The following is a 20574-nucleotide window of genomic DNA, read 5'->3' as shown; positions in this document are numbered from 1 at the left end:
CGTTCGATTCATGCCGTGGAAGGTGGGGCCGCAGGTTCATCGAAGACGACGGGCCGGATGTCGGGCGAAGGATACCAATACACCTGCCCGCCGCGCTCAAGGGTTTCGATGCGCATCAGCCGGCCGCGGCTGCAAGGCCCGGCGATGCAATGACCGTCGGCAGGCTCGTAGGTCGCGCCGTGGATCGAGCAGATGATCCAGCGCTTGTCCATGTCGAGGAATTGGCCGGGCTGCCAATCCATCTCCACCGGCACATGGGCGCAGCGGTTCAGGTAGGCCACGATGCGGCCGTCGAAGCGCATCGCGAAGGCCCGCGCCGGCTGGCGCCACAGCAGCACATCGAAGACATAGGCCTTGTCGCGCTCGATCAGTTCGTGCGCTGCGCACAACAGCACCGGCTCATGCATGGTCGGCCAGCCACTGATCCAGCTCCGCCGTGCTGTGGGCAATGAACAGCGGGGCGTGTTCGGCAAAGGCCTCGGGCTCGTGCGCACCGTAGCTGACGCCGATGCGTGCGGTGCCGGCGTTCACCGCCAGCAGCAGGTCATGCGTGGTGTCGCCGATCATCAGCGTGCGCTCGGGCTCGGTGCCGAACTCGCGCATCAGCTGCTGCAGCATCAAGGGATTGGGTTTGCTGGCGGTCTCGTCGGCGGTTCGGGTGCCGTCGAACAGGCCCTTGAGCTGCACCGTTTGCAGCGCTTCGTCCAGGCCGCGGCGGCTCTTGCCGGTGGCCACCGCCAGCCAATGGTTGCGCGCCTTCAGCGCATGCAACATCTGCAGCGTACCGGGAAACAGCACCAGCTCGTGCTGCCGTGCAAAGTAGTGGTGACGGTAGCGCAGGCCCAGTTCAGGGTAGCGGGCCTCGGGCAGCCCCGGCACGGCGTGCTGCAGCGCGTCGTGCAGACCCAGGCCGATGACGTAGGCCGCCCGTTCATCGCTGGGCACGTCGACGCCGATGTCGCGGCAGGCGGACTGGATGCAGCGCACGATCAGCGCGGTGGAATCGAACAGCGTGCCGTCCCAATCGAAGACGATCAGGTCGAAGCGGCGGGGGCGAGGGCTCATGCCAATCAGTGCGGCTGGGAAAGACGGGCCAGCAGTGTGACGCATTCGGGCGGCAGCGGCGCCTGCAACTCGATGCGTTCGCCACTCGCCGGGTGATCGAAGGCCAGTCGCTTCGCATGCAGGAACATGCGCTCGAAGCGCTGGCCCTGCAAGCCCTCGCCGCGTGCGACCTGCTTGTTCAGCGTGAAGTCACCGTACTTGTCGTCGCCGACGATCGGGTGGCCGGCATGGGCCAGGTGCACGCGGATCTGGTGGGTGCGGCCGGTCTTGATGGTCACGTCCAGCAGCGTGTAGGCCTCGAAGGCTTGGGCGATCTTCACCAGCGTGATCGAGCGGCGGCCGTCTTCCGATTCCGGGCCGACCGTGCGAACCCGGCGCTCGCCGGCCGCATCGAGGTATTTGTGCAGCGCGACATCGATCAGCTTCAGCTTGACCGGCCAGCTGCCGATCACCAGCGCGGCATAGGTCTTGCCGGTGTCGCGCGCGCGGAACTGGTCCTGCAGCGCCGTGAGTGCACTGCGCTTCTTGGCCAGCAGCAGGATGCCGGAGGTTTCCTTGTCCAGCCGGTGCACCAGTTCCAGGAACTTCGCCTGCGGCCGGGCTTGGCGCAGCTGCTCGATGACGCCAAAGCTGACGCCAGAGCCACCATGCACGGCCACGCCGGCCGGCTTGTCGATGGCCAGCAGATGGTCATCCTCGAACAGCACCGGAAATTCACGCGGCGGCGCCGGCTTCGCGTCAGCCGGCTTTTCCGCCACGCGCACCGGCGGCACCCGCACCTCGTCGCCGATCGCCAGCCGCGTGTCCGCACCGGCGCGGCCCTTGTTGACACGCACCTCGCCCGAACGGATGACCCGGTACACATGGGTCTTCGGCACGCCCTTGAGCAGGCGGATCAGGAAGTTGTCCAGGCGCTGGCCCTCCCCCGCTTCATCGACCACGATGCGCCGCACGGCGATGGGTGCAGACGCTTCTTCGCGGCGCTGTGTCGGTTTGCTGCTTATAATGCCGCGGACCACAATTGAGCCCTAAGTGCTTGATTTTTCAGAGTTTACCCGGGCATGCCGGGCGCTATTGTGGCGGTGCGCCGTACCAGGCGCGCCACAAGCGTTGATGCAACACCTGGCACCGCGCGGCAGGCCCCCTCGCCAAAGCGAGAGGGCGGCTGGCGCGAAACAGGTGGAAGAGACACGTACTCACCAGCCGTCCCGTCATTGGGAAAGATTCCAGCTCATGGGCGGCAGACCGGGTTTGATGCCCAGTCTGTCGCCCGCGGCCAAGCCTCCCGGTTCGCATGCCAGCCCACTTCCCTGCCCGAACGAGCGCCAGTCATGGCGCGGCGCGCCCTGTCGCGCCCGGCAGGGCGTTGGCGGCGCCGCCAACCGTCTTCCGCTCGCCGCACGCGGCCCCACTGCAATCCTGATCATCTGATGGTCACCGCAGTCCAGGGCGATTCCTCCACCGGCCAAGTGTCACGTTGCTCGTGCATCGGATGAGTCGCCAACCCTGACCTTCGGGTCCGGGCCGGTGACCGACTCAACACGCGCCGAATAAAGGCGGCGCGTGCGGACAGGAGTGCACATGAAGCGCATGCTGATCAATGCCACGCAGCCGGAAGAACGGCGCCTGGCGATCGTCGATGGACAGAAGCTGCTCGATTTCGAAACCGAAATCGAAGGCCGCGAACAACGCAAGGGCAACATCTACAAGGCGGTCGTAACCCGCGTCGAGCCTTCGCTCGAGGCGTGTTTCGTCGACTACGGCGAAGACCGCCACGGCTTCCTGCCGTTCAAGGAAATCTCGCGCCAGTATTTCCGCGACGGCATCGAGCTGAAGAACGCGACCATCAAGGACGCGATCAAGGAAGGCCAGGAACTGCTGGTCCAGGTGGAAAAGGAAGAGCGCGGCAACAAGGGCGCGGCGCTGACCACCTTCGTCTCGCTGGCCGGCCGCTACCTGGTGCTGATGCCCAACAACCCGCGCGGCGGTGGTGTGTCGCGGCGCATCGAGGGTGAAGACCGCGAAGAGCTGAAGGAAAACCTCGAGCAGCTGGATTACCCCAAGGGCATGAGCCTGATCGCCCGCACCGCCGGCATCGGCCGCACGGCGCCCGAGCTGCAGTGGGACCTGAACTACATGCTCAAGCTGTGGACGGCGATCGATTCGGCCAGCAAGGTCGGCAAGGGCGCGTTCCTGATCTACCAGGAATCGAGCCTGGTGATCCGTGCGATCCGCGACTACTTCACGTCGGACATCGGCGAGATCCTGATCGATACCGACGACATCTACGAACAGGCCCAGCAGTTCATGAACCACGTGATGCCGGAATCGGCCTCACGGGTGAAGCGCTACCGCGACGACGCCGCGCTGTTTTCGCGCTTCCAGATCGAGCACCAGATCGAAACCGCGTTCTCGCGCACGGTGAACCTGCCGGCCGGCGGCGCGATCGTCATCGACCACACCGAAGCGCTGGTGTCGGTGGACGTCAACTCGGCACGCGCCACGCGCGGTGGCGACATCGAAGAAACCGCCACGCGCACCAACCTGGAAGCCGCCGACGAGATCGCGCGCCAGATGCGGTTGCGCGACCTGGGCGGCCTGATCGTCGTCGACTTCATCGACATGGAGGAGAGCAAGAACCGCCGCGAGGTCGAACAGCGGCTGCGCGACGCGATGCGGCAAGACCGCGCGCGGGTGCAGTTCTCGTCGATCAGCAAGTTCGGCCTGCTGGAGTTGAGCCGCCAGCGCCTGCGCCCGGCGCTGAGCGAAGGCAACCACATCACCTGCCCGCGCTGCAACGGCACCGGCCACATCCGCGACACCGAATCGAGCGCGCTGCAGATCCTGCGCATCATTCAGGAAGAGTCGATGAAGGACAACACCGCCGCCGTGCATGTGCAGGTGCCGGTGGAAGTGACCTCGTTCCTGCTGAACGAGAAGCGCACCGAGATCACCAAGATCGAACTGAAGCAGCGCTGCACCGTGCTGCTGGTGCCGAACAAGCACCTGGAGACGCCGAACTACAAGCTCGAGCGCCTGCGCCACGACGACCCGCGGCTGGAGAACCTGCAGGCCAGCTACACGATGATCGAGGAGCCGGACGACGAGGTGGCGATCAGCCGCCGCGAAAAGGCCAAACCCAAGCAGGAGCCAGTGATCAAGGGCGTGCTGCCGGACCAGCCGGCACCGATCGCACCGCCCAAGCCCGAACCGGTGGCCGTTGTGGCGCCCCCGGTGGCCGCGCCGGCCGCCGCGACGCTCACGCCCAGCTGGGCCGCCCCGGCACCGACACCGGCTGCCGGCAGTGGCTTCTTCGGCTGGATCAAGAAGATCTTCGGCAGCACCGCACCGGCGCCGGCGCCTGAACCAGCACCGGTGGTGGCCGCGCCTGTCGTGGCCGCCGTGCCCGCCGGCGACAAGCGCGAAGGCCGCGACGGCCGGCGTGGCGAACGCGGTGAACGGGGCCGCGGTGAACGCGGTGGCCGCGGCCGCGAGGGCAAGGCCGGCGAAGCGCGTGCTGAATCGCGCACCGAGGGTCGCGACAACCGCGAAGGCCGCGCCGACCGTGGCGAAGCCCGCGGCGAGCCGCGCGGTGAAGCACGGGGTGAAGGTCGCGGCGAAGCTCGCGGCCGCCGCGATGGCCGTCGCAACGAGCGGCCGGTCGAGGCCGCCGAAGGCAGTCCGGCAGAGACGCCGCGCCGCACACCACGGCCCGAGCGCGAGCCCAGGCCGGATCCGGCCGACAAGGCCGCCGCACTGGCTGATCTGCCGGTGGACGCCGCACTGCCCGGCGAAGCCGGCGGGGCCAGCGAGGCCGAACGCGACGAACAGCGCCGCCGCCGTCGGCGCCGTGGTGGCCGAGGCGGCCGCGACGAGTCCGCCGCCGCGCCGGGCACGGAAGGCCAGGCCGACGGCAGCGTTGACGCTGTCGACATGGCCGAACCGAGGGCCGAGGCCGAAGCCCTGGCACCTGCCGGTGCCGACGAAGCGGGGGTCGGTGAGGAAGGCCGCCGCCGTGGCCGTGGCCGCGACCGCAACCGCCGCGAACGTCGCGACGGTGAGGTGCGCGACGAGAGCAACGGCCACGCGGCGCTGGTCGACGAGGTGAGCGGCCCAGCCGTCGCGCCCGCCGAAGCCCCGGCACAAGTCGCGGCGGAAGCCCGCGACAACGGCGAAGCCGCCCCCGTCGCGTCGGCCGCCGTGGCCGAAACTTCGCCGGCAGTCCCGCCCACAGCCGCTCCGGCCGCGCCGCGGACGCTGATCGAGCCCTATGTGCTGCCGCTGGACGCGCTGCAGCGCGTGGCCGAGTCCTCGGGCCTGCAGTGGGTCAATTCCGACGCCGACAAGATCCGTGCGGTGCAGGAGGCCATGGCCAACGAGCCGAAGCCGGTGCACGCGCCGCGTGAACGCAAGCCGCTGGCGGTGGTCGACGAAGGCCCGCTGGTGCTGGTGGAGACGCGCAAGGACTTGTCGCAGCTGAAGCTGCCGTTCGAGTCCGGCGGCGCCGCAGCGCCGCGCTGACCGGTATCGCCCGGTGCGCCACGTCGGCGCGCCGGGCGCTACCTGGCGGGTCGGTGCTTGAGCCACCGCCCTGCACGCACCAAGCTTCGTGGCGCGGCACCGTTGCCGCGCCACGAAAGCTTGTATGAGTCCTTCGATTGCCGCCCGGCTGTGCATCGGCACATCGCTGCTGGCCGCACTGTCTGCGTGTTATGTCGTGCCGATCGATCACCGCACGGGCCAGCCGTTTCCGGTGGGGCAGGCGCCCAACGTCACGATCGTGCAGCCCTCGGCCACGCCCAGCGCCGCGCCGTCGCCCGGCCTGTTGCAGGCGCGGCTGTATCCACTGAACGAGCCGGCGCAGACGGCCGGCCTGCTGATGGCCTCCGTCGCTGATCAACACAGCGGCCGGGGCAGCATCTCGCTGAGCTACCGCGGCCAGCTGATGCAAGGCGACGCCACCCGTGTCGATGGCGGCCACCCGGGTTTCGGCCGCATCCACACACAGGTGCTCGGCAACGGCAACCCATCCTACGGCGGTCGCCGCGGCATCGCCAACGCCTACGGCAATGGCGTCAGTGCGCAGTGCGAGTACGTGATCACCGGTCCGACGATCGGCACCGGCGCCTGCCTGTTCTCCGACGGCGCCAAATACCAGATGCACTTCGGCCAGTGAGGCCCGGGTGCGCGGGACACTGGCTCAGTGACGCATGGCACCGAACCATGTCGTAACCGGGTGCTGAGAGGCCAGGCCGCTCACGGCAGCTTGGCCAATGCATGCTGATATGCCGGCTGGTGCATCAGTTCGTCCCAGGGCAGCGGCGGCGTCAGCGGCATCAGGTCGAGGCGGCGCGCTTCGCTGTCGACGTCGGGTGACCAGGCACCGCGGGCCTGTGCGGCCGTCAAGCCGTCGAGCAGCGCATCGACCGCCGCGCCGCCATTGAGCGACTGGTTGCACAACAGCACCATGTCGCAGCCGGCGTTCAGCGCCGCCAGCGCGCCGTCCAGCGTGCTGCCGGCGGCACGCGCGCCGGCCATGCTCAGGTCGTCGCTGAAGATCGCGCCGTGGAATTCCAGTTCGCCGCGCAGGATCTCGCGCAGCCAGCGCGGCGAAAAGCCAGCCGGCATCGCATCGACCTTGGGGTAGACGATGTGTGCCGGCATCACCGCGGCGAGGCTGGTCGACAGCCAGCGGTAGGGTTGCGCATCGTCGGCCAGGATGGTTTTCAGCGAGCGCTTGTCCACCGGCAGCGCCACGTGGCTGTCGGCACTGGCATAACCATGACCGGGAAAGTGCTTGCCGCAGTTGGCCATGCCCGACAGCAGCAAGCCATGCATCAGGCTCTTGGCCAGCAGCGACACGACGCGCGCATCGCGGTGGAAGGCCCGGTCGCCGACGACCTGGCTGTGGCCGTGGTCCAGGTCGACCACCGGCGTGTAGCTCAAGTCCACGCCGCAGGCGCGCAACTCGGCGCCGAGCACATAACCTGCAGCGGTAGCGGCATCGGTGGCGGCCATCGCATCCTTCATCCACAGCTCGCCGAGCGTGCGCATCGGTGGCAGGTGGGTGAAGCCGTCGCTGCGGAAACGCTGCACACGGCCGCCCTCGTGGTCGATGGTCACCAGCAGGTCCGGCCGCAGATCCTTGGCTTCGGCGACCAGCGCGGTCATCTGCTGGCGGTCGCGCCAGTTGCGGGTGAACAGGATCAGCCCGCCGGTCAGCGGGTGCTGCAGGCGGCGGCGGTCGTTGGCATCGAGTTCGGTGCCGGCAACATCGAGCACCAGCGGTGCATGGAGGGAAGCATCAAGCGTCATGGGGTGTCGTCAGGGGAGTCTGTGCGTTCAACGACGACGAAGGACGCCGCGTAGTCGGTTTCATCGGTGACGGTGACATGGGCCCGCAGCCGGCGCGCCGCAAACCAATCGGCCAACGCACCGTTCAGGCGAATCTCCGGCTTGCCGCTGGGCAGGTTCAGGATCTCGCAGCTGCGCCAGGTCATCGGCATGCGGATGCCCAGGCCGATGGCCTTGGAGAAGGCCTCCTTGGCCGAGAAGCGCGTGGCCAGGTAGGCCACGCCGCGGGCATCGACACGGGCACGTCGGGCACGGAAGACCTCGATCTCGTGCGGGCCTAGCACCTTGTCGGCGAAGCGCTCACCGCGGCGCTCCAGCGTCGCGCGGATGCGGCGCAGGTCGCAGATGTCGGTGCCGATGCCGTAGATCATCGAGCGGCGGCCTGCGGTGCGAACGCGCGTTGAATGCAGCGCTGGTAGTCACGCACGGTCTCGCTCAGGCCGAGTTCCAGCGCATCGGCGATCAGCGCGTGGCCGATCGACACCTCCAGCACGCCCGGCACGGCGCGCAGGAAGTCGCTCAGGTTGTCGCGGTTCAGATCGTGGCCGGCGTTGATCTGCAGACCCGCGGCGATGGCGGCCTGCGCAGCAGCGGTGTAGCGCGCGAGCACCTCGGCCTGCTGCGCGGTGCCGTGCGCGCTGGCATAGGCCTCGGTGTACAGCTCGATGCGCTCGGCGCCGGTGGCGCTGGCACGCGCCATGGCTTCGGGCAACGGGTCCATGAACAGGCTGACACGCACGCCCAGGGCCTGCGCCTCGGCCACCAGCGGCAGCAAGCGCTCCAGGTCGGCGAGCAGATTCCAGCCATGATCGGACGTGAACTGCTCGCTGCTGTCCGGCACGAAGGTGCATTGATGCGGCCGCAACTCGCGCACAAAAGGCATCAGGTTGTGGAAGGGGTTGCCCTCGATGTTGTATTCGGCCTCCGGCCATTGCTTCATCAAGGCCGCCAGATCATGCACGTCCTGCGCGCGGATGTGCCGCTCATCGGGCCGGGGGTGCACGGTGATGCCTTGCGCGCCGGCTTCCAGGGCCTGGCGCGACAGCTTCACGACATCCGGAATGGCCAGGTGCCGTGTGTTGCGCAGCAGCGCGATCTTGTTGACGTTGACCGACAGTGCGGTGCGGCCGTCATGGCGGTGGGGTTCGGGTGCAACAAGCGGGTTCATCGCGTCCCTGGGTGGGTGGTGGCATCGAGCAGGCGGCGCACTTCGAGCATCGCGGCCCGGGTGCGCAGCTGCGGCGAACCAAGATGATAGTGAAGCAGGCTGCGCAGCTGCGGCCGCAAGGCCGGCAAGACGCTGCTGCAGACCTGGCGCAAGGGCGTCATCTCGTTCGCATCGAGCGCCGCCTGCAGCGCCAGGCACGCGGCGCCGGCGAGCGCAGGTTCGTTGCCACCCGCCGCCACCAGTCCAGCCTCGGGCCGCAACGCGTAGAACTGCCCGGCCTGCACCTCGCTCTGCGTCAGCGTGGCATGGTTCAGCTCGGGCAGCACGCCGGTCTCGCGCAACAGCACCAGCTCGAAGGCGCGCAGCGGCGCTTCATCTTGCGCCACGGCCAGCGCCTGCAAGGTGTCGGCATAGGCATCGAACAGCAGCGCATGCGCGTCCTGGCGGGCCAGCAGCTTCATCAACAGCTCGTTCAGATAGAAGCCGGAAAACAGCTGGGCCGGCGGCAGCGCCGCGGCGGCGCCACCGTACTCGGCCGAACGCAGCGTCAGGATGTCACTGGCTTCATCGGCCTTGGGCCGGCCCAGCGCCACGTGGATGCGCTGGAAGGGCAACAGCACCGCGCGCAGCTGGGAATAGGGTCGCTTGGCGCCCTTGGCCACCGTGGCCACGCGACCCTGCTCGCGCGTGAACAGGTCGAGGATCAGGCTGGTCTCGCTCCAGTCCCATTGGTGCAGCACATAAGCAGGCTGCCCCGACGACTTGATCATTCGTAGCCGTAGGACCGCAGGTGCGCCTCGTTGTCGGCCCAGCCCGATCGCACCTTGACCCAGATCTCGAGGAAGACCTTGGCGGCCATCAGGCGTTCCAGCTCCTGACGCGCTTCGCTGCCGATGCGCTTCAGGTGTTCACCGCCGTCGCCGATGATCATGCCCTTGTGCGCTTCACGCTCGACGATGATGGTCGCGGCAATGCGCTTCAGGTTGCCCTCTTCCTCGAACTTGTCGATCACCACGGTCGCGCTGTAGGGCAGTTCGTCGCCGGTCAGACGGAAGAGCTTTTCGCGGATCAACTCGGCGGCGAGGAAGCGGTCGCTGCGATCGGTCAGCGCGTCTTCCTCGTACATCCACGGCTGCTGCGGCAGGTAGGGCGCAACGATCTTGAACAGGCGCTCGATGTCGTCGTTCTTTTGCGCCGACATCGGCACGAATTCAGCGAAGGGGTGGCGCTCCTGCATGCTCTTCAACCACGGCAGCATGTCGGTGCGGCGCTGCACCGCATCGAGCTTGTTGGCCACCAGGATCGCCGGCTTGTCCTGCGGCAGCAGCGACAGCACCTTCGCGTCGTCCAGGCCGAAGCGGCCGGCTTCGACGACAAAAAGCACCACGTCGACATCGCTCAACGCGCCCTGCACCGTGCGGTTCAGACTGCGGTTCAAAGGCGTGCTGTGGCGGGTTTGGAAGCCGGGCGTGTCGACGAACACGAACTGCGCATCACCCAGCGTGCGCACGCCGGTGATGCGGTGCCGCGTGGTCTGCGCCTTGCGCGAGGTGATGCTGATCTTCTGGCCGACCAGCGCATTCAGCAAGGTCGACTTGCCGACGTTGGGCCGGCCGACAATGGCCATCAGGCCGCAGCGCTGTTGTTCAACGCCGACCTGGGTTTCCTCGCTCATGGCGGGCTCCGTTTCAGAGTTCAGGACCGCAAGGGGCCGCCCGGCCGATCGCTGGCTTTCAACTTGGCCAGCAGGCGGCGCGCGGCCTCCTGCTCGGCGGCGCGGCGCGAGCGGCCTTCGCCTTGCTCGGCCACGCCAAGCGCGGGTGCCGCGCACTCGACATCGAAGGTCTGCGCATGGGCCTGGCCGCGTGTGGCCACGATGCGGTAGGTGGGCACCGGCAGCTTGCGCGCCTGCAGCCATTCCTGCAGCTCGGTTTTCGCGTCCTTGCTCCAGCTGTCGGCCTCGGTGCTGGTGATCAGCTCACCAAACAGCTGACGCACCAGTTCAGCGGCCGGCTCGAAGCCGCCATCGAGGTAGGTGGCACCAATCAGCGCTTCCACCGCATCGGCCAGGATCGACGGCCGCTGCGCGCCGCCGCCACGCGCTTCGCCATCGGACAGGCGCAGCACCTCGGGCAGGCCCAGCGCCAATGCCGCGCGGTGCAGGCTGTCTTCGCGCACCAGGTGGGCGCGCACGCGGGTCAGGTCGCCTTCGTCGGAGCCGGCGAAGCGCTCGAACAGCAGGCTGGACACCGCGAGGTTCAGCACCGCATCGCCGAGGAACTCCAGCCGCTCGTTGTGGTCGGCACCGAAGCTGCGGTGCGTCATCGCACGCTGCAGCAAGCGGGCATCATTGAAGCGCCGTCCCAACCGGGATTGCAGCGCGTCGAATCGGTTATCTGTCGTCACAGTGCCAGCCCGCACAATCGCATCACTTCGATTCGCCTTCGTACTTGAACAGCAGGTACACCGGCTTGATCAGTTCGATTTCCCTGCTGTAGGCGAAGCGGATCACCACGCGGTCGTTCTCCTTGCTGATGTCCAGGTCCTTGCCCGAGATGGATTCGATCGAGTAGTCGATCTCTCGCTGCTTGTCGAAAGCCCCACGGATACCGGCCACCGTCGGCGACGGGGCCGCTGCTATCTTGTCGACTGCCGTCTGGATGGCATGGAACTCCAGCACCGTGGGCACCGCGCGCACCAGCACGTAGCCGATGAAGCCGACCACCACTGCCCAGCTCAACAAGCCGATCAGGGTGACGCCGCGTTGCGTGCGAAGGCCGATGTTGTGCGTCATGTTCCCGTTGCCGAGCCGCTGAAGGCTCAGTCGAAGCCGCCGAATCGCCGTAGGTTACCGAAATTCATCCAGATGAAGAACGCCTTGCCCACAATGTTCTTGTCCGGCACGAAACCCCAGTAACGAGAATCCTGCGAATTGTCGCGGTTGTCGCCCATCACGAAGTAGTGGCCGGCGGGCACCTTGCACACCACACCTTCGGCGCTGTAGCGGCATTGATCGCGGAACGGGCGGAAGGCTTCCATGGCCTGCAGCGGTGGTCCGTTGTCGGGCTGCACCAGGATGCTGTGCTTCACACTGCCGAGCTGCTCGCTGAACATCGGGAAATGGCGGATGCTGTCGGCGTCGTAGAAGGGCGTCTGCGCTTCGGTGGGCACCAGCTTGCCGTTGATGCTGAGCTTCTGGTTCAGATAGGCCACCTCGTCGCCCGGCACGCCGACCACGCGCTTGATGTAATCGATCCGCGGATCCACCGGGTAACGAAACACGATCACGTCGCCCGCCTGGGGGTCGTGGTTGCTGATGACCTTGATGTTGGCCACCGGCAAGCGCACGCCATAGTGAAACTTGTTCACCAGGATCAGGTCACCCACCAGCAGGGTCGGGATCATCGAGCCCGACGGAATCTTGAAGGGCTCGAACAGGAACGAGCGCAACAGGAAGACGATCAGGATCACCGGGAACAAGCCGGCGGTCCAGTCCAGCCACCAGGGTTGTGCCAGGATCTGCTGGCGCGCGCTTTCGACATCGCCGTCGACCTGCGTGATGCCCTGCTTGGCCAGCGAGGCACGGCGCTGGGCATCGTGCGTCAGCAGCGCTTCGGCGGCTGCGGTTCTCGCCGGCGCGAAGCGAAATCGTTCTGCCAGCCAATAGCCGAAGGTGACCACCGACAGCACCAGCAGCAGCAAGGAGAAGTTGCCGATCCAGTGGCCGAGATACCAACCGCCGAGGTAGACCACGAGCGCGCCAAACAGCGCGACGGTGAGGGTGCTCATCATGGGATGTTCTTGTCAGTCCTCGACTTGCAGGATGGCCAGGAAGGCTTCCTGCGGCACCTCGACCGTGCCGATCTGTTTCATGCGCTTCTTGCCGGCCTTCTGCTTCTCGAGCAGTTTCTTCTTGCGCGAAACGTCGCCGCCATAGCATTTTGCCAGCACGTTCTTGCGCAACGCCTTGATGTTCTCGCGCGCGATGATGTTGGCGCCGATGGCGGCCTGGATCGCCACGTCGTACATCTGGCGCGGGATCTGCTCGCGCATCTTGGCCGCCACCGCGCGGCCGCGGTACTGGCTCTGCACACGGTGCACGATGATCGAGAGTGCATCGACCCGGTCGCCGTTGATCAGCAGGTCGACCTTCACGACATCGGCGGCCCTGTACTCCTTGAACTCGTAGTCCATCGACGCATAACCGCGCGACACGCTCTTCAGCTTGTCGAAGAAGTCCAGCACGATCTCGGCCAGCGGCAACTCGTAGGTCAGCATCACCTGGCGCCCGTGGTAGGCCATGTTCAGCTGCACACCACGCTTCTGGTTGGCCAGCGTCATCACCGGGCCGACGTACTCCTGCGGCATGTACAGGTGCACTGTGACGATGGGCTCACGGATCTCGCGGATGCGGCCCAGGTCCGGCATCTTCGACGGGTTCTCGACCTGCAGCACGTCGCCGTCGTTCAACTCGACCTGGTAGACCACGCTCGGCGCGGTGGTGATCAGGTCCTGGTCGAACTCGCGTTCCAGGCGCTCCTGCACGATCTCCATGTGCAGCAGACCCAGGAAGCCGCAGCGGAAGCCGAAGCCCAGCGCCTGGGACACCTCGGGCTCATAGCGCAGCGAACTGTCGTTGAGCTTGAGTTTCTCCAGCGCGTCGCGCAACTGGTCGTACTCACTGGCCTCGGTGGGGTAGAGGCCGGCGAACACCTGCGGCTGGATTTCCTTGAAGCCCGGCAAGGCTTCACTGGCCGGGCCGGCGTTGTTCGGCAGCTTCTTTTCCAGCGTGACGGTGTCGCCGACCTTGGCGGCCTGCAGTTCCTTGATGCCGGCGATCAGGAAACCCACCTCGCCGGCCTTCAGCTCTTCACGCGGCTGCGACTTCGGCGTGAACACGCCGAGCTGCTCCAGCGGATAGGCCGCGTTGGTGGCCATCATGCGGATACGGTCGCCCTTGCGCAGCACGCCATCGACCACACGCACCAGCATCACGACGCCGACGTAGTTGTCGAACCAGCTGTCGATGATCATCGCCCGCGGCGGGCCCTCGGGCTTGCCCTTCGGTGCGGGCATGCGGGCGATCACCGCTTCGAGAATCTCGTCGATGCCCATGCCGGTCTTGGCCGAGCACGGGATCGCGTGGGTCGCATCGATGCCGATCACGTCCTCGATCTCGGCTTTGGCGTTGTCGGGATCGGCCTGCGGCAGATCCATCTTGTTGAGCACCGGCACCACTTCGACATGCAGGTCGAGCGCGGTGTAGCAGTTGGCCACGGTTTGCGCTTCGACACCCTGGCTGGCATCGACTACCAGCAACGCACCTTCGCAGGCCGACAGCGAACGGCTCACCTCATAGCTGAAGTCCACATGCCCGGGCGTGTCGATCAGGTTCAGGTTGTAGACCTGGCCATCGCGCGCGGTGTAGCTCAGTGCTGCAGTCTGGGCCTTGATCGTGATGCCGCGCTCGCGCTCGATGTCCATCGAGTCGAGCACCTGGGCTTCCATCTCGCGATCACTCAGGCCACCGCAGCGTTGGATCAATCGATCGGCCAGGGTCGACTTGCCGTGGTCGATGTGGGCAATGATCGAGAAGTTTCTGATGTGGTCCATGCAGTCAATCGGGGGTTCGTGCCGGCGCACGCTGCAACGGCGTGACCGCCGCGTAGAAGGCTCACATCAGGTGCGATGCGAAGGTCGTTAGACCTGTGCCGGAACCAAAAAAAAGGCACGTCCAAGAGGAGACGCGCCTTCCAACAAAAGGTTATGGCAACTGCTTGTTGGGCCTTCATTGTAGCCAAATCCATCGGGCTGGAAACCGCGCCATTGCTTGTTTTCCGGCCGTTGCGAGGTGCCAACAGACACAGTTCATCCACATCTTATCCACAGCCCTCGACGAACTTCTTCAGACCTGGGATGAACCCTCGCTCCGAATCGTTTGCTGGGCTAAACGGGCACTATCTGGCGTCAATTCTAACCGGGCGGCGACACAATCCGATCGGCAGGATTCGGAGGTAAGCGTTCACAAACTTACGATCCGGCAAGACGTGCAAATCGCGCGTGGTGTCCCCATTTAATTGAGCCTCCGCCACGACAAGCTGCGCTGCCGCAATGCGAAAAGACCCGCGGATTCAGTCGGGTGACAGGGACGATTGCGCACCTTCCTGATCTGACGGCCCCGCCCTCAGCGGCTCGGCCGGATGACCAGGTAGTTCACCCATTCCCCGCGCCGCACCATCACGCTGACGGCACGCGACTTCTCGGCTTTCGCAGCGATGCCCAGGAACTGCTTGACGTCGGTGATCTCGGTGTTGTCGACGGTCAGCAGCACATCGCCTTCGCGCAGGCCGGCGCGAGCGCCCGCACCATCGACCGCATCGACACGCACACCGCCGCGGATCTTCAACTCACGCCGTTGCGCGTCGCTGAGTTCGCTGACAGTCAGGCCCAAAGCCGTCTTGGCGGGTACCGCGGCGCCGGGCTCTGGCGCGGTGACACGCGCGGTCTGTTCGGCTTCGAACTCGGCCACGGTGACCGCCAGGTCACGGTAGCTGCCGCGGCGGAACACCTGCAGTGTGGTCTTGGCGCCGGGTTTGATACCACCGACGATACGCGGCAGGTCGACCGAACTCTCGATGGTCTTGCCGTCGACCTTGGTGATGATGTCGCCGGCCTCGATGCCCGCCTTCTCGGCCGGCTGGCCGGTTTCGACACCGCGCACCAGTGCACCGCCGGGCTTGCCCAGGCCGATGGCTTCGGCCACTTCCTTGGTCACCGGCGCGATCGAGACGCCGATGCGGCCGCGGATCACACGCCCGCTGGCACGCAGCTGGTCCGCAACGCGCATCGCCTCGTCGATTGGAATCGCGAAAGCAATGCCCATGTAGCCGCCGGAACGGCTGTAGATCTGGGAGTTGATGCCCACCACCTCGCCGTTCATGTTGATCAATGGGCCGCCGGAATTGCCCGGGTTGATGGCCACATCGGTCTGGATGAAGGGCAGGTACTCGCCGGTCTCGCGGCCCTTGGCGCTGACGATGCCAGCCGTTACGCTGTTGGCCAGGTTGAAGGGTGAGCCGATCGCCATCACCCAGGCGCCAACCTTGAGCCGGCCGACATCACCGACCTTCACTGCCGGCAGGCCGGCGGCTTCGATCTTCACCACCGCGACGTCGGTGCGCTTGTCGGCGCCGATCAGCTTGGCCTTGAACTCGCGCTTGTCGGTCAACGTCACCAGCACTTCATCGGCGCCGTCGACGACATGTGCATTGGTCATCACGTAGCCGTCGGCGCTGAGAATGAAACCGGAGCCGACGCCGCGCTGCTGCGGTTCATCATCGTTGTTGTTGCCACGTGGCGCGCCGCCGCGGCCTCCAGGCAAGGGGATGCCGAAGCGTTTGAAGAACTCTTCGAGGTTCGGATCGATCCCACCGCGTTCCTGTGTGGCGCCGCCGCGCGCCCGTTCCATCGTGCGGATGTTGACCACCGATGGGCCGACGCGCTCCACCAACTCGGTAAAGTCCGGCAACTCGACCTTGGCGTGCGCCGGGCCCGACAGCAAGCCCATCAGGCCGGACACCAGCACGGCGCAGAACATCGCGCGCCGACTGCGCAAAACAGAGGTGGTCAAAGTTCTCTCCTGCATCGGAAATCAAACAAAAGCATTCAACGACCGCATGGCCTGCCTGACGTCGCGGGGCGACCGCTGCACTAGGGGCGCCGCTGCAGCATCGATTCGAACTGCTGCACCGTCGCCATCGGCACATCACCCACGACGGTGATCCACCAGTCGCCAACGCGATTCATCGAGGTGTTCGTCGCACCGAGCACGGTACGCATCGGCTTGTGGCGCTGGGCATCGAAGCGCTCGATGAACACCGAGACATGGGTAAGTCCATCGGAGAACACCGTCTGCATCACCTGCTCGGCGGCACTGCCTTCGGCCACCGCGTCGAGCGGCCGCTTGACGCAACTGAGCAACTGGAAGCCCGGCACGCTGCGCGCCAGCATCCAACCCTCGGCTTCCAACTGCGTGCGCTGGTTCTGGGGCCGCACCACCCGGTAGCCATCGAGCTTCTTCATCGGTCCGAGCACGGTGTCGGTGGCCAGCTTGCCGCCGATGCTCAAATCGGTGAAGGCCGAAGATTCCAGCACCTCGCCCCGCGGGCCTAGCACATCGGTGCGCAGCAGCAGCCCGCTTTCGCGCTCGGCCCACAGGCGCTGGGCATAGCGGTGGCCATCGCGCGGCTTCAGCATCAACACCTCGGCCTCATGGCCGGCAATGCGGTCCATGCCGATCGAGCGCAGCTCATAGCTGTCCAACGCACGCACGCTGGCAGAAGGCAAGGACGGAAAGTCGGCGATCGAATCCTGCTGCTCGACCACCGCCACCTTGGTCTGCGGCCACAACGTCAGCACCAGGCCGTTGTGCCGATACTGGCGGCGCACCTGGCCGTCCAGCACCTCGATGCGCTCATAGCGCTCACGCCCATTGCAGATGTGCGCCACACGTGAACTGGACACCACACCAGCGGCGCTGGTCATCATCGTGCCCTGGTAGGTGCGGTCGGCCGCGGCTTGCTGGATGCGCTGCAGCCACTGACCGGCATCGCCCGCCTGAGCGCCGACCAGCGAGGCGCAGGACAACAGCGCCGCGCCCACGCCCAGCCGGCCGAACTGCCGGCGCCAGTTCACCATCGTGGCACTCACTTGTGCTCGAGCACGATGGTGTCGACGCTGCGGACCACCGTGCCAGGCACATGCACCGAAGCGCCGGTGGACACCTGACGGTGGGCGGACAGGTAGCGGTCGAGCCGGGCGTCGCGGATCAACTGGCCATTGACCACCGTCACATCGGGCTGGCCGGTACCGGTAGCCACCGGCACGCCACCCGTGGCCTCCGGCACCGCAACCCGGGTGACCACCAGCACACCCGCGACGGCAACAAAGCCGGCGGCCACGGCGATCGGCGCCATCAGCCGACCTCGCCACCATGTGCTGCCGGTGGGCTGCGGTGCCGCTGGCACCGACGCCAGCGGCACCGGTTCCTGCGCCAGGCGGCTGCGCAAAGCGCTCAGGAAGGCCGCGTCACGCGCCGGCGCACCCGCCAATTCCTCGGAGCGCAGCACATCGCCGATCAGGTGATAGGTGTGCCAGCACTCGCGTGCCTTTGGGTCGCTGCGCCAAGCCCCACAGGCACCTTCGAGCTGGCCTGCATCGGTGTGGCCGTCCATCAAGGACGACAAGGTCTGGCGCATCGCGTCCGTTTGCCCTGAACTGTTCACCATGATCGTTTCACAACTCCACTGAAATCCGACCACACCGGCCCTGAGATCCTGCACGCCCGCCCATCATCACGCTCACCATCGGTCGCCACCTTCGTGGGTACCGAGCAACGGTCGCAGACGTAGCGCAATCGCTTCACGCGCCCGGAAGATACGCGAGCGCACGGTACCGATGGGGCAATTCATCATCTCGGCAATCTCTTCATAGCTCAGACCTTCGATCTCGCGCAGCGTGATCGCCTGGCGCAAGTCTTCGGACAAGGCCTCGATCGCGGCATTCACGGTTTCGGCGATTTCCTTGCTGGCGAGCAGTGCCTCCGGCGTTGCGCCGTCGGTTAGTTCGCGCTCGACCCGGTAAGTTTCATCGTCGTCGTCCTGACCGCTGCTGAGTGCCGACTCCAGCACCAGGGGATCACGCTTGAGTTCGACCAGCGCCTTCTTGGCCGTGTTCACCGCGATGCGGTACAGCCAGGTGTAGAAAGCGCTGTCGCCACGGAACTGCGGCAGTGCGCGGTAGGCCCGGATAAAGGATTCCTGCGCAATATCCTGCACCAGATCGACATCGCGCACCATGCGCCCGATCAAGCGCTCCAACCGACGCTGGTACTTGATGACCAGCATCTCGAAGGCCCGCGTGTCGCCGCGCTGGGCGCGCTCGACCAGTTGCACGTCGGTCGCGTCGGGGATCATGGCAACCCCTGCTGCGCCGAACTGTCCGGGGGCCGGTGGTACAGCGCCAAGCGCAGGCCGTGCCAGGCTGCGCCGGCCTCCAACGCCGTGACGCCGCACCACAGGGCCGGCCGTCGATCGAGGCGCACTGCACGCAGCAACACCCAGGAGCCCAGGTCCAGCTGCAACTGCACGGCCTTCAGCGCTTGCACGGCCGCGTTGCCCTCATCGACATGGGACCACCCTGCGCCGTCCCAGCGCAAGCGGCCTTGCAGCGGCGGCACCACGAACCAGCCCAGCAGCGCTCCGCCGCTCGCGGCGGCGATCAAGAAGACCAGCAAAACGGCGCCCCCTGCGCTGGCCGGCGAGCCTTCACCGTGCCGTTGCAGCAGCCACGCCGTCACAGCGCAGGCTGCCAGCCCATGCAGCATCGCCACGACGGCCCGTTCCCGGCGGCCCTTGCCCAGGCCCAGCTCAACAGGTGGCGGAGCAGCGCGCATCACGCGTCGCTGGTCCAGGCTCAGACCCGGCGCAGAACCAGCGTGCCGTTGGTGCCGCCGAAGCCGAAGTTGTTCTTCACGGCCACGTCGATGCGCATCTCCCGTGCCGTGTTGGCGCAGTAGTCCAGGTCGCACTCGGGATCCTGGTTGAAGATGTTGATCGTCGGCGGCGACACCTGGTGATGCAGCGCCAGCGCGGTAAAGACCGACTCGATGCCGCCGGCACCACCCAGCAGGTGACCGGTCATCGACTTGGTGGAGTTGACCACCAGCTTCTTCGCATGATCACCGAACGCGAGCTTGATCGCATTGGTTTCGTTCAGGTCGCCCAGCGGCGTCGAGGTGCCATGGGCATTGAGGTACTGCACATCGCCGGCGTTGATGCGCGCATTGCGCAGCGCGGCCATCATCGCGCGCTTCGGGCCATCGACGTTCGGCGCGGTCATGTGGTACGCATCGGCACCCATGCCGAAGCCCGACAGCTCGGCATAGATCTTCGCGCCGCGCCGCTTGGCATGTTCGTACTCCTCGACCACCATCACGCCGGCGCCTTCGCCGAGCACGAAGCCGTCGCGGTCCTTGTCCCAGGGACGGGATGCGGTCTGCGGATCATCGTTGCGGGTGGACAGCGCCCGCGCCGCCGCGAAGCCGCCGATGCCCAGCGGCGAGACGGTGGACTCGGCCCCACCGGCGATCATCACGTCGGCATCGCCATACTCGATCATGCGGCCGGCTTCGCCGATGCAATGCAGGCCGGTGGTGCAGGCCGTGACGATGGCCATGTTGGGCCCGGTGAAGCCGTACTTGATCGAGATGTGGCCGGAGATCATGTTGATGATCGAGGCCGGCACGAAGAACGGCGAGATGCGGCGCGGGCCGCGCTCGGTGTAATCCTGGTGCGTCTGCTCGATCATCGGCAGGCCGCCGATACCCGAGCCCACCATGCAGCCGATGCGTTCGGCCTGCTGTTCATTCAGGGCGTCACCGGTCGGCAAACCAGCGTCCTGCACCGCCTGGATCGCCGCAGCCAGGCCGAAGTGAATGAAGCTGTCCATGTGCCGTGCTTCCTTGGCCGGGATGTAATCCTCGATCTGGAAGCCCTTCACTTCGCCGGCGAACTTGCAGGCGAAAGCCGACGCATCGAACCGCTGGATGGCGGCTATGCCCGAGCGGCCGGCGAGCAGGTTGGCCCAGCCCTCGGCAACCGTGTTGCCCACCGGGCTGATCAGCCCGAGACCGGTGATGACGACGCGACGACGGCTCATGCGCTGCGGCTCCGACTGGCGCTCAGGCCTTCTGGTGCTTGACGGCGTAGTCGATCGCCAGCTGCACCGTGGTGATCTTCTCGGCCTCTTCGTCCGGGATCTCGATGCCGAACTCGTCCTCCAGCGCCATCACCAGTTCCACCGTGTCGAGGGAATCGGCGCCGAGGTCGGCCACGAAGGCCTTCTCGTTGCTGACATCGGATTCAGGGACGCCGAGTTGCTCGGCGATGATCTTCTTGACACGGGATTCGATATCGCTCATGACTCCT

21 protein-coding genes are annotated in these 20574 nt (G+C 66.4%); 2 read left to right on the top strand and 19 right to left on the bottom strand.

Features of this window, described 5'->3' with window-relative positions:
* Nucleotides 1-8 precede the first annotated feature (8 nt).
* Genes VLK61_RS09935 through VLK61_RS09925 form a run of 3 tightly spaced genes read right to left on the bottom strand, consistent with a single transcriptional unit; the run spans nt 9 to nt 2018 of the window.
* Nucleotides 9-407, bottom strand: a complete 399-nt coding sequence (locus VLK61_RS09935) for a Rieske (2Fe-2S) protein (protein WP_325420673.1) — start codon at nt 405-407, stop codon at nt 9-11.
* On the bottom strand, nt 400-1065 hold the full coding sequence (locus VLK61_RS09930) for an HAD family hydrolase (RefSeq protein ID WP_325420671.1): 666 nt from the start codon (nt 1063-1065) through the stop codon (nt 400-402). The genes VLK61_RS09935 and VLK61_RS09930 overlap by 8 nt, the downstream gene beginning before the upstream one ends.
* 5 nt (nt 1066-1070) lie before the next feature.
* Complete coding sequence (locus tag VLK61_RS09925) at nt 1071-2018, bottom strand: RluA family pseudouridine synthase (RefSeq protein ID WP_325420669.1); 948 nt, start codon at nt 2016-2018, stop codon at nt 1071-1073.
* Between the two features lie 628 nt (nt 2019-2646).
* Between VLK61_RS09925 and VLK61_RS09920 the strand changes: the two genes are divergently transcribed.
* Both VLK61_RS09920 and VLK61_RS09915 read left to right on the top strand, forming a co-directional pair.
* A complete protein-coding gene (locus VLK61_RS09920) occupies nt 2647-5586 on the top strand; it encodes a ribonuclease E/G (RefSeq protein ID WP_325420667.1) in 2940 nt (979 codons plus the stop codon).
* Nucleotides 5587-5710: 124 nt separating this feature from the next.
* Complete coding sequence (locus tag VLK61_RS09915) at nt 5711-6241, top strand: hypothetical protein (protein WP_325420665.1); 531 nt, start codon at nt 5711-5713, stop codon at nt 6239-6241.
* A gap of 80 nt (nt 6242-6321) precedes the next feature.
* Here the strand turns inward: VLK61_RS09915 and nagZ are convergent, their stop codons facing one another.
* The 16 genes from nagZ to acpP all read right to left on the bottom strand — a co-directional run bounded on the left by nagZ (nt 6322) and on the right by acpP (nt 20567).
* Nucleotides 6322-7380 (bottom strand): beta-N-acetylhexosaminidase, encoded by a 1059-nt coding sequence (gene nagZ, locus VLK61_RS09910; RefSeq protein ID WP_325420663.1) that lies wholly within the window; start codon nt 7378-7380, stop codon nt 6322-6324.
* A complete protein-coding gene (acpS, locus tag VLK61_RS09905; RefSeq protein WP_325420661.1) occupies nt 7377-7790 on the bottom strand; it encodes a holo-ACP synthase in 414 nt (137 codons plus the stop codon). Before acpS ends, nagZ begins: the two co-directional genes overlap by 4 nt.
* Nucleotides 7787-8587 carry a pyridoxine 5'-phosphate synthase gene (locus VLK61_RS09900; protein ID WP_325420659.1) on the bottom strand — a complete coding sequence of 267 codons (801 nt, stop codon included), beginning with the start codon at nt 8585-8587 and terminating at the stop codon, nt 7787-7789. The genes acpS and VLK61_RS09900 overlap by 4 nt, the downstream gene beginning before the upstream one ends.
* On the bottom strand, nt 8584-9357 hold the full coding sequence (gene recO / locus VLK61_RS09895) for a DNA repair protein RecO (protein WP_325420657.1): 774 nt from the start codon (nt 9355-9357) through the stop codon (nt 8584-8586). Before recO ends, VLK61_RS09900 begins: the two co-directional genes overlap by 4 nt.
* Nucleotides 9354-10262, bottom strand: a complete 909-nt coding sequence (gene era / locus VLK61_RS09890; protein ID WP_325420655.1) for a GTPase Era — start codon at nt 10260-10262, stop codon at nt 9354-9356. Before era ends, recO begins: the two co-directional genes overlap by 4 nt.
* Nucleotides 10263-10282: 20 nt before the next feature.
* Nucleotides 10283-10993, bottom strand: a complete 711-nt coding sequence (gene rnc, locus VLK61_RS09885) for a ribonuclease III (RefSeq protein WP_325420653.1) — start codon at nt 10991-10993, stop codon at nt 10283-10285.
* 22 nt (nt 10994-11015) lie between these two features.
* Nucleotides 11016-11381 (bottom strand): DUF4845 domain-containing protein, encoded by a 366-nt coding sequence (locus VLK61_RS09880; RefSeq protein ID WP_325420651.1) that lies wholly within the window; start codon nt 11379-11381, stop codon nt 11016-11018.
* A gap of 26 nt (nt 11382-11407) precedes the next feature.
* Nucleotides 11408-12376, bottom strand: a complete 969-nt coding sequence (gene lepB, locus VLK61_RS09875) for a signal peptidase I (protein ID WP_325420649.1) — start codon at nt 12374-12376, stop codon at nt 11408-11410.
* Between the two features lie 15 nt (nt 12377-12391).
* A complete protein-coding gene (gene lepA / locus VLK61_RS09870; protein ID WP_325420646.1) occupies nt 12392-14200 on the bottom strand; it encodes a translation elongation factor 4 in 1809 nt (602 codons plus the stop codon).
* Nucleotides 14201-14771: 571 nt separating this feature from the next.
* On the bottom strand, nt 14772-16184 hold the full coding sequence (locus VLK61_RS09865) for a DegQ family serine endoprotease (RefSeq protein ID WP_414636799.1): 1413 nt from the start codon (nt 16182-16184) through the stop codon (nt 14772-14774).
* A 113-nt stretch (nt 16185-16297) separates the two neighbouring features.
* A complete protein-coding gene (locus VLK61_RS09860; protein WP_325420644.1) occupies nt 16298-17284 on the bottom strand; it encodes a MucB/RseB C-terminal domain-containing protein in 987 nt (328 codons plus the stop codon).
* An 8-nt stretch (nt 17285-17292) separates the two neighbouring features.
* Nucleotides 17293-17844: a sigma-E factor negative regulatory protein gene (locus tag VLK61_RS09855; RefSeq protein ID WP_325420642.1), complete on the bottom strand. Its 552-nt coding sequence runs from the start codon at nt 17842-17844 to the stop codon at nt 17293-17295.
* Nucleotides 17845-17946: 102 nt separating this feature from the next.
* On the bottom strand, nt 17947-18561 hold the full coding sequence (rpoE, locus tag VLK61_RS09850) for an RNA polymerase sigma factor RpoE (RefSeq protein ID WP_325420640.1): 615 nt from the start codon (nt 18559-18561) through the stop codon (nt 17947-17949).
* Nucleotides 18558-19040 carry a hypothetical protein gene (locus tag VLK61_RS09845; protein ID WP_325420638.1) on the bottom strand — a complete coding sequence of 161 codons (483 nt, stop codon included), beginning with the start codon at nt 19038-19040 and terminating at the stop codon, nt 18558-18560. Before VLK61_RS09845 ends, rpoE begins: the two co-directional genes overlap by 4 nt.
* 20 nt (nt 19041-19060) lie before the next feature.
* A complete protein-coding gene (fabF, locus tag VLK61_RS09840; RefSeq protein WP_325420636.1) occupies nt 19061-20305 on the bottom strand; it encodes a beta-ketoacyl-ACP synthase II in 1245 nt (414 codons plus the stop codon).
* Nucleotides 20306-20327: 22 nt separating this feature from the next.
* A complete protein-coding gene (acpP, locus tag VLK61_RS09835) occupies nt 20328-20567 on the bottom strand; it encodes an acyl carrier protein (RefSeq protein ID WP_325420634.1) in 240 nt (79 codons plus the stop codon).
* Between the last annotated feature and the right edge of the window lie 7 nt (nt 20568-20574).

It is taken from the genome of Aquabacterium sp. (assembly GCF_035476535.1).
In the GTDB taxonomy this organism is placed as follows: domain Bacteria; phylum Pseudomonadota; class Gammaproteobacteria; order Burkholderiales; family Burkholderiaceae_C; genus Pseudaquabacterium.
This window is presented reverse-complemented; position numbering and strand designations above follow the sequence as displayed.